The organism is Cupriavidus pauculus (assembly GCF_008801835.1).
Taxonomy (GTDB): domain Bacteria; phylum Pseudomonadota; class Gammaproteobacteria; order Burkholderiales; family Burkholderiaceae; genus Cupriavidus; species Cupriavidus pauculus.
Genome location: NZ_VZOW01000006.1, coordinates 38,776 through 54,148 on the forward strand (window position 1 = coordinate 38,776; position 15,373 = coordinate 54,148).

Below are 15,373 nucleotides of genomic sequence, written 5' to 3' on the forward strand. Positions count from 1 at the left end.
AGTGCGTGCCCGGGCAAAGATCGGACTGATCCTTGCGTGAGGTCATAAGAGCACATGGCGTGGCGGCTTTAGGATGTTTCAGTTGTCGATCAGGACTTTTCTGATCCGGACAACCTCAGCATCCTATCGATCAACATCTCCGGGACATCGTCATGCCAAATCCGTCAGATCCCCATCGCAGTCCCTTTTTCGGCGTGTTGCCCGCGGCAAACGCCCTCTTCCGAAGCGTGCTCAGCCCGATCCGGCCGCCCGGAACGCTGCCGCCCCACGTCTTTGCCGATCCCAAACGCGCGGAGTTGCGTGGGCAGATTGCAGCAATCAAGGCGGACTCGCTCGACAGGGGCTCAAAGATTTACTTGGCCGCTGTCGACATGGTGAACACGCAACTCGATATCGAAGGCGTGCCGCTGTTGCCGGATTCCCACGCGCGGATTCGGGACAGTATCGCCAAGGTGGGCGACGGCGATCGCGGCCCGACCGCGGCGCACGTCGCCGAGGCCACCACGTTCGGCAGGCAGGCGTTTGTCTCCGCATGGAACGGACAGACCAACACAGCCATGGATGGCGCGGTGGGTGCTGTCGCCAATCTCGCCGGCATGATGCTGAGCGGCGTACGGGAGCATATGGACACCAAGCGTCCCTGGACCTGGTAGCCGCTGCGGCGGGGTGATCCGTAGCGTCACATTTCTCTCATTGTCGCGTCCGTAATAAAGGTAACGCCACATTTCGCACCGCCCCAAGTGCCGCTGTCTGAGGCAAATTGATATTCAATACAAGACGTGCCAGCCGATCGGTCCGCCGAACCGGCGCCTCAAACGTTTTGGACAGGCAGCAACTTGGGGTACACATCATGAACGGGCGCAAGCTCTGCCAGATAGCTCTGGCGTTGGCCGCGGCAAGCGCGGCTGCGGTCAGCACCACCGCGCTGGCCCACGGTTATTACCACTCGCGTGCACGCGTCGGCGTGGGCGTTTATGTCGGGCCCGGATGGGGCTGGGGTCCGGGGTGGGGACCAGGCTGGTATCCCTACGGGCCTTATTACTATCCGGGCTACTATCCGGGGCCGGCCGTAGTTGCGGTTCCGCCCGCAAATCCGCCCCAATATATCGAGCAAGGCACCGATGGCAATCCAACAGCCACCGACGGCTCCTCTCCGAATGCCTGGTGGTATCGCTGCGCCCAGCCGGAAGGCTATTACCCTTACGTGAGGGAATGCCCCGGCGGCTGGCAACGCGAACAGCCCCACGCGCCGTCTTCTTCGGCGCCCGCGAACCCCATGCCCGGAGCCACCTCATGAGACTGCGTTCATTTTGCCTGCTGATGTCCGCGTCGCTTGCGCTTGGCGCCTGCGCGGTCATCCCATCCGGCCCGAGCGTCATGGCGCTGCCGGGCACCAACAAGACCTTCGACCAGTTCCGCGGCGACGACTACAACTGCCGCCAGTTTGCCTTCGGGCAAGTGGGCGGCTCGACCCCGCAGCAAAATGCCAACGCCGCGGCCGTAGGCAGTGCCGCAGTTGGTACGGCGCTGGGTGCCGCTGCGGGCGCTGCCTTTAATGGCGGGTCCGGCGCCGCAGTGGGTGCCGGCGTGGGGCTGCTGACCGGCGCTGCGGTCGGAGCCGGCAATTCCTATAACGCGGGATACGGCACGCAGCGACAATACGATGCAGCCTATGTCCAGTGCATGTATGCGAGCGGAAACCGCGTGCCCGTGTATGGCCAGATGGTCGCGAATCCGCCGGTCCGGGCTGCGATGCCGCCGGCCAACTATCAGCCTTACTATCCGCCCCCACCGCCGCCCGGATACGTGCGCTGACAAATCCGACGCCGCCTGTGCGAGTCGACCAGCGAAGCATCCGACCGACTTGCCTGCCGGCCATCCGCCGCGCGTCATTCGGGCGTCATTCGCGTGTCAGTCGTGTATTTGCCGGGCGCGGATTTTTGCCCACGCGCAGAATTCCTTCGGGCGATGCGCCGCGTCCATCGCGTCGCAGTCCTGAACCAGCGCATTGAACTGCGCGCTCTCGTCGCCTTGATAGTAGAAGGCCAAGCGCTCCATCCATAAACGCGCGCGCGCCGGCTCGCCTGTCAGCGCCAGCAGCCACGCGCTGCGGCGAATCATCGTCGGCGTCGGCAACAAATGCAGCGCCGAGACATGCGCAGGCAGCAGGCTCGCCGCATTGGTTGCCGTGATGACAACGTGCTCGGCGGCGTCCGATTCCGCATGCGCGCGGAACCAATACCGGGGCATCGGCAAACTGTCGCGATGTTCCTCACTGGCGTATTCGCGCGCTTCGACCCGCCTGTAGTCCTGCCACTGCGTGACCAGCACCGCAGCCGACGCCGCGACAAAAACCACGCCGAGCGCTGCCAGTACCGGACGCGGCAAGGCCCGGCCAAAGCCGCTTGGCTCAAGCCACGCTAGCAGGAAGCAGAACGGCAAGAAAAGGTAGAGGTAATGCAGCGGATACTCGAGCATCGAATGCGCGCCCAGCATTGCCAGCCACGCCAGCATCGGCACGGCCATGGCGCGTTCGGACGGCGTCGCGAGCCATACACGGTCGCGCACCACGCGCCATAGCCACGCCAGCAGCACGACAGCTGCGCCAATGGTGCCGACCAGGCCAGTCTTGGCCATTAGATCGAGGACGGCGTTGTGGGCATGCAATGACATCTCGGCGACGACCCGGACGTGCGCCGCTTCCTGGAACTGTCCCCAGCCGAATTCGCCATAGCCGACGCCGAAAAGCGGATGCGCGCGGAACATCGACAGGGCCTGCGCCCATAACGCGCTGCGATACGAAATCTGGTTTCCCGATTTCAATTGCTGGACCGTGTCGAACAACCGCCAGTCGAATACCTGCCCCGCCATCTTGATGGCCGGTTGCAGCACCACGACGCCGATCACCAGGATCAGTGCAGCGGCGACCAACCCTGGCGCGCGATGCATCGGCGAGCCCGCGCCGCGCGGCGTGCCGCGCGCCATCCATGCTGCCAGCAGTGCGCACACGGCAGCCAGCCCGACATGTACCAGCCCCGTCCGCGAGCCCGTCAGGACAATGCCGCTTTCGAGCAGCAGCGTGGCCACGAGCCAACTGGGAAAGCGCAGCCAGCCACGGGTGGCCAGCCACACCGCCGCCACCAGCGCCAGGCCATTGACCGTAGCCTGGTGATTCGGCTGGTTCAGGTTGCCCCACAATCGCCGGTTGGTGTCGTAGAAGTACTCCGACACCAGACCGAACATCTGGTCTTCCATGTGGAACACCTGAACCCATTGCGCCAGCGTGCCAAGCAATCCGGCAATCAGGAATGCAATGGCGAGCGCGTCGACCACGCCTGCGCGCTGATCGGTGGACATCGATTGCCCCATCCGCCACGCCATGCACATCAGCACGCCACCCAGCGCCAGCACCAGTTGGGTCGTCAGCCGGCTGCCGGTGATGTCGGCCATTCCCGATGCCGTCTGCAGAATGGTGGTGACGATCAGCCAGACCGGCAACAACGCTACCCATGGATACCCTTTGCGATCCCGGGCGGGCGCTGCCGTACCACTCGCGAATGCCATCGCAACGACCAGCATGACCGCGAGCACCGCTGCCGTCCATTCGCCATAGAACGTGGCCAACGGCAGCGTGTGCTTGGACACCAGCAGCGGCAGGGTAAATGCGACGACGATCATCGTCGCCGGAATCGTGGCTCTATGTGCTGGCATGCGCACGAGTATGAGGACAAAGGCGCCATGATAGCGTGGCCCGTAACCAACCAAGAAGCGCCGGCGAAAAATGCTGACGCTTCCTGGGCGAGGCATGATGCATGTCCGGTCAGCGCCGGCCTGCATGCCGCTCAGGCGCCGGCTTCGCTCCCGGCCGGTGCGCACGACTGTGGCAAGTACTTCTCGTCTGCCGACGATTCGCACAGCCACACTAGCGAGCCCTTGTCCGCGTTACTCATGGTCAACCGCACATACTTGCCGAGCAGTCCGCTGGCGATGTCCGCGTCCTTGAAATTGGCGGTGATCGTGCAGCCGCCTTCGTCGGTGGCGGTGCCGCCCACCTCCACGCTCTTGACGTAGTTGCCGACGATCTCCGTGGCGAGCGGGATGCCGTCGCTGGCGCCGACGGCGTTGTCGGGACATGAGCCGTTGTACGAGAACGCCTCGGTCACCGCGGGCTTCTGCCCGGATGCCAGGCTGATGCCTTCGGACAACTGTGACCGCGTGATGTAGGACTGATATTGCGGGATGGCGATGCCGGCGAGGATGCCGATGATGGCCACGACGATCATCAGCTCGATCAGCGTAAAACCAGCTTGCTGGCGCGGAAAGCCGCGCGGTATCGACGATGTGCTGCGGCTGGCGATGAGTTTGGATTGCATGGATTGACCCCTTTGCGTTTTGCTTGCGTTTGTCTTCGATGTGGAAGGTTGCGTGCCTTGCGGATGGCGCGGCGGCCACGCGAGGCACAGGGGTCATCATCGGAAAACACCGGCGAAGCGCAAATGACCTCGGACAACTCCGCCGGGCTCTTGGAAATTGCTTGGAAAATCACAGGAATCCGTGGTGCGGATGCCGCGATTTGACGCCGTAAAAACAAAACGGGCGACCCGTTTGGGCCGCCCGTTCAGGCTCGCGATGAAATCGGCGCGGTGCTCAGGCCGTCTGTGCGGACCGTCGTTGCAGCAGCTTGCCGATCAGTACCACCAGTACGGCGCCCACGACGCCGAAGACCACATGGGCGTGCGGCACATGCACCTGGAACCACGCGGCATCGACCGGGTCGCTGACCAGCATTTCGCCAGCCAGGTAGCCGAGCAGCGCGGCACCCAGCACGATGATGATCGGGAAGCGCTCCATCACCTTGAGCAGCAGCGTGCTGCCAAAGACGATCAGCGGAATCGACAGGCCCAGACCGATGATCAGCAGCATCAGCTGGCTGCCCTCGGGGCCCTTCTGCGCGGCGGCGGCTACGGCCACCACGTTGTCCAGCGACATCACCAGGTCGGCGATCAGGATAGTTCGGATCGCGGCCCAGATATTGTCCTTGGCGTCATGCCCGTCTTCGTCGTCTTCGCCGGTCAGCAGTTGCACGCCGATGTAGACCAGCAGGATGGCGCCCACGATCTTCAGGTACGGCAGGCTCAACAGCTTGACTGCGGCGACGGTCAGTACCACCCGCATGATGATGGCGGCGGCGCTGCCCCAGAAAATCGCCTTCTTTTGCTGGGCGGGGGGCAGGTTGCGCGATGCGAGCGCGATCACCACGGCGTTATCGCCCGACAGGACGATATTGGTCAGGATGATCGACCCCAGCGCAATCCAGAACGTGCTGCTGGACAACAATTCCACGGCAAGACTCCTCGAATTCCAAAGTTATGTTCCGTGCATGCAGCAGATGCCTCACTGCCTGCTTTCGGATGTCTGAATTACCAGACATGAAGATTTATCGTACGAACCTTTCGATTCGGTTTCAATGGCGGCCGTACTGATCTCGGGATATACCCTAGGGGGCGCGGCGCCATAACGACATTGCCCCCGCATGCAAGGCGGGGGCAATGTCTTGCGGCCCGTGCACCGTCGCATGGACGTTACGTTGGGCAGCGGGGAAGCATCATGGGGCGGGCGCCGGAACGGTCACCGGCCACATGACGTCGGGTGGGTCTGCTTACAGCATTGCCTTCAGCAGGCGGCCCATTTCCGACGGGTTCTTGGTGACCTTGATGCCACAGGCTTCCATGATTTCCAGCTTGGCCTGCGCCGTGTCGGCACCGCCCGAGATCAGCGCACCAGCATGGCCCATGCGCTTGCCCGGAGGCGCGGTCACGCCGGCGATGAAGCCAACCACCGGCTTCTTCATGTTTTCCTTGATCCAGTAGGCCGCGTTGGCCTCGTCCGGACCACCAATCTCACCGATCATGACCACGGCGTCCGTATCCGGATCGTCGTTGAACATCTTCATCACGTCGATGTGCTTCAGACCGTTGATCGGGTCGCCGCCGATGCCCACGGCCGACGACTGGCCCAGGCCCAGCGCGGTCAGCTGGCCCACGGCTTCGTACGTCAGCGTGCCCGAGCGCGACACCACGCCGATGCGGCCCTTGCGGTGGATGTGGCCCGGCATGATGCCGATCTTGATTTCGTCCGGCGTGATCAGCCCCGGGCAGTTCGGACCCAGCAGCAGGGTCTTCTTGTTCTGCTTACGCATCTTGTCCTTGACTTCCATCATGTCGCGAACAGGAATGCCTTCGGTGATGCAGACCACCAGGTCCAGGTCAGCGTCGACGGCTTCCCAGATGGCGGCAGCAGCGCCAGCGGGCGGCACGTAAATCACCGAAACGGTGGCGCCGGTTTGTTCCTTGGCGTCCTTCACGCTGGCGTAGATGGGAATGCCTTCGAAGTCTTCGCCGGCCTTCTTCGGGTTCACGCCGGCAACGAACGCGTTCTTGCCGTTGGCATAGTCGCGGCAGCCACGGGTGTGGAACTGGCCGGTCTTGCCGGTGATGCCCTGGGTGATGACCTTCGTGTCCTTGTTGATCAGAATGCTCATTTGCTAGTCCTTTTAGTCGCCCCGCCCAGCTGTGGCCGGGCGGCAACGAAAGTTGTCCTTACTTGCCAGCGACCGCGGCCACGACCTTCTGGGCGGCTTCTTCCATCGTGTCGGCCGAAATGATCGGCAGACCGGAATCGGCGAGCATCTTGCGGCCCAGTTCCTCGTTGGTGCCCTTCATGCGGACGACCAGCGGCACGCCCAGCTGCACGGCCTTCGACGCGGTGATCACGCCTTCGGCGATCACGTCGCAGCGCATGATGCCGCCGAAGATGTTGACCAGGATGGCCTGCACATTCGGGTTCTTCAGCATCAGCTTGAAGGCTTCGGTCACCTTCTCGGTCGTGGCGCCGCCGCCAACGTCCAGGAAGTTGGCCGGCTCGCCGCCGAACAGCTTGATCGTGTCCATCGTGGCCATGGCGAGGCCCGCACCGTTCACCAGGCAGCCGATGTTGCCATCCAGCGAGATGTAGGCCAGATCGAACTTCGAGGCTTCGATTTCGTTGGCGTCTTCCTCGTCCAGATCGCGGTAGGCGACGATTTCCGGGTGACGGAACAGCGCATTCGAATCGAAGTTGAACTTGGCATCCAGCGCGATCACCTTGCCGTCGCCGGTCAGGATCAGCGGGTTGATTTCAGCCAGCGAAGCGTCGGTTTCCCAGAAGGCCTTGTACAGGCCTTGCAGCGCCTGGCGCGCCTGCGGCACGCTGGCGTCGGGCACGCCGATCTTGCGGGCGATGTCGTCCGCGTCAGCGTCCTTCAGGCCTTCGGCCGGATCGACGATCAGCGTATGGATCTTTTCCGGGGTGTGGGCAGCGACTTCCTCGATGTCCATGCCGCCTTCGCTCGATGCCATCAGGGCCACCTTCTGCGACACGCGGTCCACCACCAGCGAAACGTACAGTTCCTTCTTGATGTCGGCGCCTTCTTCGATCAGCAGGCGATTGACCTTCTTGCCTTCAGGACCGGTCTGGTGCGTCACCAGGGTCATGCCCAGGATGTTGCTGGCGTAGGTCTTGACTTCGTCGATGCTCTTGGCCACCTTCACGCCGCCGCCCTTGCCGCGGCCGCCTGCGTGGATCTGCGCCTTGACGACCCACACCGGGCCGCCGAGTTGTTCAGCCGCCTTCAGGGCCTCTTCGACCGAGAATGCCGGGATGCCGCGCGGAACCGGCACATTGTATTTGCGCAGGATTTCCTTGCCTTGGTACTCATGGATATTCATGCGTGTTTCCTTTCGGGTAGGCGTAAAGGGATTGGGAAAAAATTCGCAGACGAGATCTTTCGCCTGTTCCAGGGCCGACCGTGACGGTCAGCCCGACGTACCGTTGGGCCGGTGGGCCAGGGTGTCTTCGCCACCTGATGCAGGGGCATCGGCGCGTGACGCGGTCTGGGGGGACGACGCCGCAGCGCCGGCTTTCGGTTTCGGCTGGTGACCATACCAGCGCGGGTAAAACTGTTGCACCACCTCGCCTTCGAAATGGAGCGCGTGGCATCCATGAAGCTGCATGGGCGGTTCGGGATTGGTGTCTTCCAGGCCGTCGCGAATCTTGAACACGTCGCCCGCGAAGGCCTGGATTGCGGCGGTCGGCAATACGCCGGCCAGCTCGGTGAGATGGGTGCATCCGGCCACGCTGCCCAGCCGTTCGCGCACCGCCTTGCGAAAGCCCTTCATCAGGTTCAGGCCGATGAGCTTGCGGTACGCGGGGCCGATCGTGTCGCAGTGAGTCGGATACGGCACCCAGTCGGAGCACGCCTCGGCATCGACAATATTGAGGCGCAGGTCGATCGTCACGCGCAGCCACAGATCGTGCAGCGGCTGGCCTTCCGAACGGATGCGGTTGCCGGCCAGTTCGATGTCGCGCGGCTTGGTGTCCGTCAGGCGCGCTTCGATGTCCCACAGGCCGTCATCCCGCAAATATGCCTCGGCCGTGATGGCACGGCGGTGGCGCAAGGATCGATTGGCTGGCGGGGAAAGCGGCATGACACCAGGGGCTGACGCGGCAGGCAGTTGTGGCGGTAATCGGGGGCAAACATCGCGGCAGGCGGCCCGGCGCGGGCCGGACGGCCACCTGGCCGGGAAAACTCGTGGAGTTTAACATGCCGCGTCGCTTTGCCCGGGAACATCCTGCGCAACGTTCTGTCCAGGGTGGATTGTTGCGCCAGCGCGGCCGGCAAACCCGCGCCACATATGGGATACGTCGCCATGGCAAGGCGCACCGCTGCGTTGCACCAGTGGTACGACAACTGCCTTGACGTCCAGCCAAATACCCCTTATGCGTACGCAGGTATGCAACTGCCCACGTCAAAGGTCAAGAGTCGGAATTTTCCCAATCGTCCAGCGTGTCGTCCTCGGCGCCCCTGATGATCTTGGCCACGACCGCGCGCGAGAATCCGCGCGCCATCATGAAGCGGATCTGCTTGACGCGCGCCTCGGGTGTTTCCGGCGGCGCGCCAAAGCGCTTGCGCCAGACCTCCGTGGCGCGACCCAGTTCGGAATCGCGCAAGCGCTCCTGCAGATCGCGCAATTGATCGCTGCCCAGCTGATGGGTTTTGGCTTCCTGCATCACGCGCGCCGCGCCATATCGGCTGGCGCGCCGGTGCACCAGACTATCGACGAAGCGATCGTTCGACAGCCAGTTTTCGCGCTCCAGCGCATCGAGCAGGGCTTCCACCTGCTCGGGCGATTCGGCATGTGGCGCCAGCTTGCGCGCCAACTCGGCACGACTGTGCTCGCGGCGGGACAAGTAACCGACTGCGCGGGCTTTCAGCGAGAGCGGTGGTCGAGAAGCGGCCATCAGGTTTGATCGTGCGTTACCAATAAAAAAGCCGCCGCACTGTCATGCGACGGCCTTCCGTGCCGGTGAGCGGCAACCTTTAGCCTTCGATTTCGGCCGGCGCGCCAACGGCCGCGTTGGTCAGGGCCACGCCCAGCGCCGCGCGCACCTTGTTTTCGATTTCCTCGGCGATATCGGGGTTCTCGCGCAGATATTCGCGCGCATTGTCCTTGCCCTGGCCGATCTTCTCGCCGTTGTAGCTGTACCACGCGCCCGACTTCTCGACGATCTTTGCATCCACGCCCAGATCGATGATTTCGCCCTGACGCGAAATACCCTGACCGTAGAGGATGTCAAAAAAGGCTTCGCGGAACGGCGGCGACACCTTGTTCTTGACGACCTTGACCTTGGTCTCGTTGCCGACGACCTCGTCACCCTTCTTGATGGAGCCGATGCGACGGATATCGAGGCGCACCGAAGCGTAGAACTTCAGGGCATTACCGCCCGTGGTGGTTTCGGGAGAACCGAACATCACACCGATCTTCATGCGGATCTGGTTGATGAAGATCACCAGGCAATTGGTACGCTTGATCGTGCCGGTGAGCTTGCGCAGCGCCTGGCTCATCAGGCGGGCCTGCAGACCTGGCAGGGAATCGCCCATCTCGCCTTCGATTTCGGCCTTCGGCACCAGCGCGGCCACCGAGTCGATCACGATCATGTCGATCGAGCCCGAGCGCACCAGCGCATCGGTGATTTCCAGTGCCTGCTCGCCGGTGTCCGGCTGCGAGATCAGCAGGTTGCCGACGTCCACGCCCAGCTTGCTGGCGTATTGCACATCGAGCGCATGTTCGGCGTCGATGAATGCGCAGGTGCCGCCCAGCTTCTGCATTTCGGCCACGACCTGCAGCGTCAGCGTGGTCTTGCCCGACGATTCGGGGCCGTAGATCTCGACCACGCGGCCGCGCGGCAGGCCGCCCACGCCCAGGGCGATATCCAGACCCAGCGACCCGGTGGACACCACCTGGATATCCTGTTCGATGTCACCATCGCCCAGGCGCATGATCGAGCCCTTGCCAAACTGCTTCTCGATCTGGGAGAGCGCGGCGGCAAGCGCCTTCTGCTTCTCAGCGCTCACGCCGGCGCCGGCCTTCTTGTCGTCCATGGTCGTCCTTGATTCAATGGTGTATAAATAGGCCGCATGCGGCGCGGCGCCCGATTCTGAAGCCAATTTCCGGGGATTTTCCGGGAAATTTGGCAGATTCTGGCGCCTGGCCCGGCACTGCGCGCCCTCTTTTGGGAAAGCACGCGCGGAATGTCGGGTACTGTATAAAAAAACAGTATGCTTGGCAAGCCCCACCGGTACCGCAACCGGCGGCCGGCAATGCCGGCCTAGGGTGGAGACAAATCATGCGCATTCTGATCGCCGAAGATGACGATGTGCTGGCCGACGGCCTCACACGTTCATTGCGCCATTCCGGCTATGCCGTGGACCACGTCGCCAGCGGCGTCGAAGCCGATTCGGCATTGTCCACCCAAACCTTCGACCTGTTGATCCTGGACCTGGGCCTGCCGCGCATGCCCGGCCTGGAAGTGCTCAAGCGCCTGCGCGCGCGCGGCGCCAGCCTGCCGGTGCTGATCCTGACCGCCGCCGACGGCGTGGACGAACGGGTCAAGGGCCTGGACCTGGGCGCCGACGACTACATGGCCAAGCCGTTCGCGCTGTCCGAACTGGAGGCGCGCGTGCGTGCGCTGGTGCGGCGCGGCGCGGGCGGCGGCGCCACGCTGATGCGCCACGGGCCGCTGGCGTTCGACCAGGTGGGACGCATCGCCTATCTCAACGAGCAGATGCTCGATCTGTCGGCGCGCGAAATCGGCCTGCTGGAAATCCTGCTGACGCGCAGCGGCCGGCTGGTGTCGAAGGAACAGCTGGTCGACCATCTGTGCGAATGGGGCGAGGAGGTCAGCAACAACGCGATCGAGGTCTATGTGCACCGGCTGCGCAAGAAGATCGAGGTGGGCGGCATCCGCATCGCCACCGTGCGCGGACTTGGCTACTGTCTCGAGAAAATCCAGCCCGCCCTGGCCGCGCAGGGCTGATCCGGAACCCCTATGAGCCTGCTGCGATTGCCATGGCGACGCCATTCCGCCGCAGGCGCCCCGCGCCCGCCCGATCCGGTGCGACCCACGCTGGTGGACGCCGCTGCCGAGGACGCGGCGCTGGCCGACGCCCTGCCCCATCTCGAGGAAACTGCGGCCAACGCCGCGCCGCGTTCGCTGTTTGGCGAAATCCTCGACTGGATGCTGGCGCCGCTGCTGCTGCTATGGCCGATGAGCATCGCCGTGACCTATCTGGTCGCCAAGTCGATCGCCAATGGTCCCTTCGATCGTTCGCTGGAGGCCAGCGCGATCGTGCTGTCGCAGCAGGTACGCGAGGTGAACGGCCGCGTCACGCTGCAGCTGCCGTTGTCCGCGCGCGAAATCCTGCGCGCCGATGAAACCGACAATATCTATTACCAGGTGGTAGGCAAGCACGGCGAGTATGTGGCCGGCGACCATGACCTGGCGCTGCCGCCCGAGGACGAGCAAGGGCACGCGGGTCTGGTGTCGCTGCGCGACGATCGCGTGGCGGGCAACGATGTGCGGGTGGCCTATACCTATGTCAACCTGAAGAGCGTCGACGGCACGCAGCCGGTGCTGGTGCAGGTGGCCGAAACGCTGGACAAGCGCGCGCGGCTGGCCAACGAGATCATCAAGGGCGTGATCCTGCCGCAGTTCGTGATCCTGCCACTGGCGGTGGTGCTGGTATGGTTCGGTCTCACGCGCGGACTGGCTCCGCTTACCGCGATCCAGCAGCGCATCCGCGCGCGCAATCCCGGCGACACGAGCCCCATCGACGAACGCGCCGCACCGCAGGAAATCACGCCGCTGGTGGCCTCGTTCAACAGCCTGCTTGCCCAGCTCGATCAATCGGTGCAGACGCAAAAGCGCTTCATCGCCGATGCCGCGCACCAGATGAAGACGCCGCTGGCCGGTTTGCGAATGCAGGCCGAACTGGCGCAGCGCGAGCAATCGCCGGAGGAGTTGCGCCGCTCGCTGGCGCAGATTGCGGGCAGCTCCGAACGCACTGCGCATCTGGTGACGCAGCTACTGTCGTTGGCACGCATGGAAAACCTTGCCGGCGCGGACGGCATGACGCCGCTCGACCTGACCGCACTGGCGCGCGACGTGGTCAAGGACTGGCTACCGCGAGCCTGGGCGCGCCAGATCGACCTGGGGCTGGAAGCCGACGATCATCCGGTGCGCGTCATGGGCAGCCGGCTGATGCTGACCGAAATGCTCAACAACCTCGTCGACAACGCCATTCGCTACACGCCGGCCGGCGGCCACGCCACGGTGCGCGTGACGCGCGACGCGTTCGAGCCATTCGCCTATCTCGACGTGGAAGACACGGGGCCCGGCATCGCCCCGGGGGAGCGCGAACGCGTGATGGAACGCTTCTACCGCGTGCTGGGCACCAACACCGAAGGCAGCGGCCTGGGTCTGGCCATCGTGCGCGAGATCGTGCAGCAGCATGGCGGCGAAGTCAGCATCGAGGACCACGTCTACCAGGCGTCGCCGCGGCTGGCCGGCGCGCGTTTGCGCGTGACGCTGCGGCTGGCCGAAAGCGAAGCGGGCGCGTCATGAAAAAATCGCCGCCCGACCGCATGACGCCCGTGGAGCGGCGCGCATGGCATCACAACCTGCGCTGGATCGCAGCACTGCTGGTCGCGTGGTTCGCGGCGACCTTCGTCGTGAGCTGGTTCGCGCGTGAACTCGATTTCGATTTCCTTGGCTGGCCGTTTTCGTTCTGGATGGCGGCGCAGGGATCGTTGATCCTTTATGTACTGATGGCCGCGCTCTATGCCTGGCACATGAACCGCGCCGACGACGACCTCCACGCCGAGGAACTCGCGCAGGCCGGGAGCGCCGCAGCGGCGTCCGATTCTGACGATCGCGGTATGCCGTCTCTGTAAGGGTTTGCCATCATCGCGCTACGCCATGCTGCATAGCGAGATCCGTGCAGCGCGCGTGTGAGCGCGCAAGTGGCTGCGACAGCATCGCGCCGCAACAAAATTCCGGGCTCTATTGCGCTTTCGCCGCCTAGCGTATACCCCGACGATTTCCGCTTAATTTGCGGCTCATCTGTCAGAACTCAGTAAGTTTCGCCTCCCACAATCGTTGCAACCCTGCCAGATGGGTCGGTACGTGCACACGTATGACCTGCGGACGGGGACCTTTTCGACGGAAGACGCACAGACGCAACGATCCGGAAAACGGAGGAGACAACAACATGGCAAACGCGCATAACGTTGGAGCCGTGCCTGGCGGCACCGCTCACAATGCGCCGATGACGAAGGAAGAGAAAAAGGTCATTCTGGCCTCTTCCCTCGGCACGGTATTCGAGTGGTACGACTTTTACCTGTACGGTTCGCTGGCGGCAGTCATTGCCAAGCAGTTCTTTGCCGGCCTGGACCCGACCTCTGCATTCATCTTCGCGCTGCTGGCCTTCGCCGCGGGCTTTATCGTGCGTCCGTTCGGCGCACTGGTGTTCGGTCGCCTGGGCGACATGATCGGTCGCAAGTACACCTTCCTGGTGACGATCCTGATCATGGGCTTTTCGACCTTCATCGTCGGCCTGCTGCCCGGCTATGCCACCATCGGCTGGGCCGCGCCGATCATCCTGATCCTGCTGCGCATGCTGCAGGGCCTGGCGCTCGGCGGCGAATACGGCGGCGCGGCAACGTATGTGGCCGAGCACGCCCCGCACGGCAAGCGCGGCGCCTACACCGCGTGGATCCAGACCACCGCCACGCTGGGCCTGTTCCTCTCGCTGATCGTGATCCTGCTGTGCCGCGAGGCCACCGGCACGAACTTCGAAGTATGGGGCTGGCGCATTCCGTTCCTGGTGTCGATCCTGCTGCTGGCCATGTCGGTGTACATCCGCCTGTCCATGAGCGAATCGCCGGCCTTCCAGAAGATGAAGGCCGAAGGCAAGACCTCCAAGGCACCGCTGACCGAGGCCTTCGGCCAATGGCGCAACCTGAAGATCGTGATCCTGGCGCTGGTCGGGCTGACCGCGGGCCAGGCGGTGGTCTGGTACACGGGTCAGTTCTACTCGCTGTTCTTCCTCACGCAGGTGCTCAAGGTGGACGCCAAGACGGCCAACCTACTGATCGCCGGCGCACTGGTGATCGGCACGCCGTTCTTCATCTTCTTCGGTTCGCTGTCGGACAAGATCGGCCGCAAGTGGATCATCATGCTGGGCTGCGCGCTGGCCGTGCTGACCTACTTCCCGCTGTTCAAGGCGCTCACCCACTACGCCAACCCGGCACTGGAACGCGCCCAGCAATCGGCGCAGATCGTCGTCACAGCCGATCCGAAGACCTGCTCGTTCCAGGGCAGCCCGATCGCCCGGGAAATCGACTTCCGCAGCTCCTGCGATATCGTCAAGCGCACGCTGGCGCAGGCTTCGGCCAGCTATGAAGTCGTGGAGGCGCCGGCAGGCTCGGTGGCGTCGGTAAAGATCGGCGACAAGGAAATCAAGGCCTTCGACGCCGGCGTCGCCAACGGCTCGTTCGACGACGCCAGCAAGAAGCAGATCGCCGAGTTCAAGAAAGCCGTCAGCAGCGAAATGACTTCGCACGGCTATCCGACCAAGGCCGACCCGGCGCAGATGAACACGATCATGGTGCTGGTGATCCTGGTCATCCTGGTGATCTACGTGACGATGGTCTACGGCCCGATCGCGGCCATGCTGGTGGAGATGTTCCCGACGCGCATCCGCTACTCGTCGATGTCCCTGCCGTACCACATCGGCAACGGCTGGTTCGGCGGCCTGCTGCCGACGATCTCGTTCGCACTGGTGGCCCAGAACGGAAACATCTACTACGGCCTCTGGTATCCGATCATCATCGCGGCCGCCACCTTCATCCTGGGTGCGCTGTTCATCCGCGAGACCAAGGATGTCGACATCTACGCCAACGACTAACAGACTGACGTCTAGGCGGATATTTCA

General features: G+C 63.6%; 14 protein-coding genes. 6 read left to right on the forward strand and 8 right to left on the reverse strand.

Features of this window, described 5'->3' with window-relative positions:
* Positions 1 to 227: 227 nt before the first annotated feature.
* Together F7R19_RS09165 and F7R19_RS09175 are read left to right on the forward strand one after the other, a co-directional pair.
* Entirely contained in the window at positions 228 to 653 is a 426-nt protein-coding gene (locus tag F7R19_RS09165; protein WP_150980063.1) for a hypothetical protein, read from the forward strand.
* Between the two features lie 640 nt (positions 654 to 1,293).
* Positions 1,294 to 1,815 (forward strand): glycine zipper family protein, encoded by a 522-nt coding sequence (locus tag F7R19_RS09175; RefSeq protein ID WP_061954878.1) that lies wholly within the window; start codon positions 1,294 to 1,296, stop codon positions 1,813 to 1,815.
* Between the two features lie 96 nt (positions 1,816 to 1,911).
* Here F7R19_RS09175 and F7R19_RS09180 read toward each other — a convergent pair whose 3' ends face one another.
* The 8 genes from F7R19_RS09180 to recA all read right to left on the reverse strand — a co-directional run bounded on the left by F7R19_RS09180 (position 1,912) and on the right by recA (position 10,480).
* A complete protein-coding gene (locus F7R19_RS09180) occupies positions 1,912 to 3,711 on the reverse strand; it encodes a PglL family O-oligosaccharyltransferase (RefSeq protein ID WP_150980064.1) in 1,800 nt (599 codons plus the stop codon).
* A gap of 131 nt (positions 3,712 to 3,842) precedes the next feature.
* A complete protein-coding gene (locus F7R19_RS09185; RefSeq protein WP_150980065.1) occupies positions 3,843 to 4,373 on the reverse strand; it encodes a pilin in 531 nt (176 codons plus the stop codon).
* A 274-nt stretch (positions 4,374 to 4,647) separates the two neighbouring features.
* Positions 4,648 to 5,343, reverse strand: coding sequence for a TerC family protein (locus F7R19_RS09190; RefSeq protein ID WP_061954873.1), 696 nt, complete (start codon positions 5,341 to 5,343; stop codon positions 4,648 to 4,650).
* 316 nt (positions 5,344 to 5,659) lie between these two features.
* Positions 5,660 to 6,541, reverse strand: a complete 882-nt coding sequence (gene sucD, locus F7R19_RS09195; RefSeq protein ID WP_061954871.1) for a succinate--CoA ligase subunit alpha — start codon at positions 6,539 to 6,541, stop codon at positions 5,660 to 5,662.
* Positions 6,542 to 6,599: 58 nt separating this feature from the next.
* A complete protein-coding gene (gene sucC, locus F7R19_RS09200; protein WP_061954869.1) occupies positions 6,600 to 7,766 on the reverse strand; it encodes an ADP-forming succinate--CoA ligase subunit beta in 1,167 nt (388 codons plus the stop codon).
* An 87-nt stretch (positions 7,767 to 7,853) separates the two neighbouring features.
* On the reverse strand, positions 7,854 to 8,525 hold the full coding sequence (locus F7R19_RS09205; RefSeq protein ID WP_150980066.1) for a DUF2889 domain-containing protein: 672 nt from the start codon (positions 8,523 to 8,525) through the stop codon (positions 7,854 to 7,856).
* 328 nt (positions 8,526 to 8,853) lie between these two features.
* Positions 8,854 to 9,339 (reverse strand): recombination regulator RecX, encoded by a 486-nt coding sequence (gene recX / locus F7R19_RS09210; RefSeq protein WP_061954866.1) that lies wholly within the window; start codon positions 9,337 to 9,339, stop codon positions 8,854 to 8,856.
* A 79-nt stretch (positions 9,340 to 9,418) separates the two neighbouring features.
* The gene (recA, locus tag F7R19_RS09215) at positions 9,419 to 10,480 is read right to left on the reverse strand and encodes a recombinase RecA (protein WP_061954864.1); all 1,062 of its coding nucleotides are present in this window, start codon (positions 10,478 to 10,480) and stop codon (positions 9,419 to 9,421) included.
* Between the two features lie 245 nt (positions 10,481 to 10,725).
* Between recA and F7R19_RS09220 the strand changes: the two genes are divergently transcribed.
* The 4 genes from F7R19_RS09220 (at position 10,726) to F7R19_RS09235 (ending at position 15,346) form a co-directional block, all read left to right on the forward strand.
* Positions 10,726 to 11,415, forward strand: a complete 690-nt coding sequence (locus F7R19_RS09220) for a response regulator (RefSeq protein WP_061954862.1) — start codon at positions 10,726 to 10,728, stop codon at positions 11,413 to 11,415.
* Positions 11,416 to 11,427: 12 nt separating this feature from the next.
* Positions 11,428 to 13,002: a sensor histidine kinase gene (locus tag F7R19_RS09225; protein ID WP_150980067.1), complete on the forward strand. Its 1,575-nt coding sequence runs from the start codon at positions 11,428 to 11,430 to the stop codon at positions 13,000 to 13,002.
* A complete protein-coding gene (locus F7R19_RS09230; RefSeq protein WP_150980068.1) occupies positions 12,999 to 13,331 on the forward strand; it encodes a DUF4212 domain-containing protein in 333 nt (110 codons plus the stop codon). The genes F7R19_RS09225 and F7R19_RS09230 overlap by 4 nt, the downstream gene beginning before the upstream one ends.
* A 317-nt stretch (positions 13,332 to 13,648) precedes the next feature.
* Complete coding sequence (locus tag F7R19_RS09235) at positions 13,649 to 15,346, forward strand: MFS transporter (protein WP_061954856.1); 1,698 nt, start codon at positions 13,649 to 13,651, stop codon at positions 15,344 to 15,346.
* Positions 15,347 to 15,373: the final 27 nt, after the last annotated feature.

Bases quoted from the DNA above. Each gene is read 5' to 3' on its own strand.
- F7R19_RS09175 (WP_061954878.1), top strand. From the start codon at position 1,294: ATGAGACTGCGTTCATTTTGCCTGCTGATGTCCGCGTCGCTTGCGCTT.
- F7R19_RS09180 (WP_150980064.1), bottom strand. From the start codon at position 3,711: ATGCCAGCACATAGAGCCACGATTCCGGCGACGATGATCGTCGTCGCA.
- F7R19_RS09185 (WP_150980065.1), bottom strand. From the start codon at position 4,373: ATGCAATCCAAACTCATCGCCAGCCGCAGCACATCGTCGATACCGCGC.
- sucD (WP_061954871.1), bottom strand. From the start codon at position 6,541: ATGAGCATTCTGATCAACAAGGACACGAAGGTCATCACCCAGGGCATC.
- sucC (WP_061954869.1), bottom strand. From the start codon at position 7,766: ATGAATATCCATGAGTACCAAGGCAAGGAAATCCTGCGCAAATACAAT.
- F7R19_RS09205 (WP_150980066.1), bottom strand. From the start codon at position 8,525: ATGCCGCTTTCCCCGCCAGCCAATCGATCCTTGCGCCACCGCCGTGCC.
- recX (WP_061954866.1), bottom strand. From the start codon at position 9,339: ATGGCCGCTTCTCGACCACCGCTCTCGCTGAAAGCCCGCGCAGTCGGT.
- recA (WP_061954864.1), bottom strand. From the start codon at position 10,480: ATGGACGACAAGAAGGCCGGCGCCGGCGTGAGCGCTGAGAAGCAGAAG.
- F7R19_RS09220 (WP_061954862.1), top strand. From the start codon at position 10,726: ATGCGCATTCTGATCGCCGAAGATGACGATGTGCTGGCCGACGGCCTC.
- F7R19_RS09225 (WP_150980067.1), top strand. From the start codon at position 11,428: ATGAGCCTGCTGCGATTGCCATGGCGACGCCATTCCGCCGCAGGCGCC.
- F7R19_RS09230 (WP_150980068.1), top strand. From the start codon at position 12,999: ATGAAAAAATCGCCGCCCGACCGCATGACGCCCGTGGAGCGGCGCGCA.
- F7R19_RS09235 (WP_061954856.1), top strand. From the start codon at position 13,649: ATGGCAAACGCGCATAACGTTGGAGCCGTGCCTGGCGGCACCGCTCAC.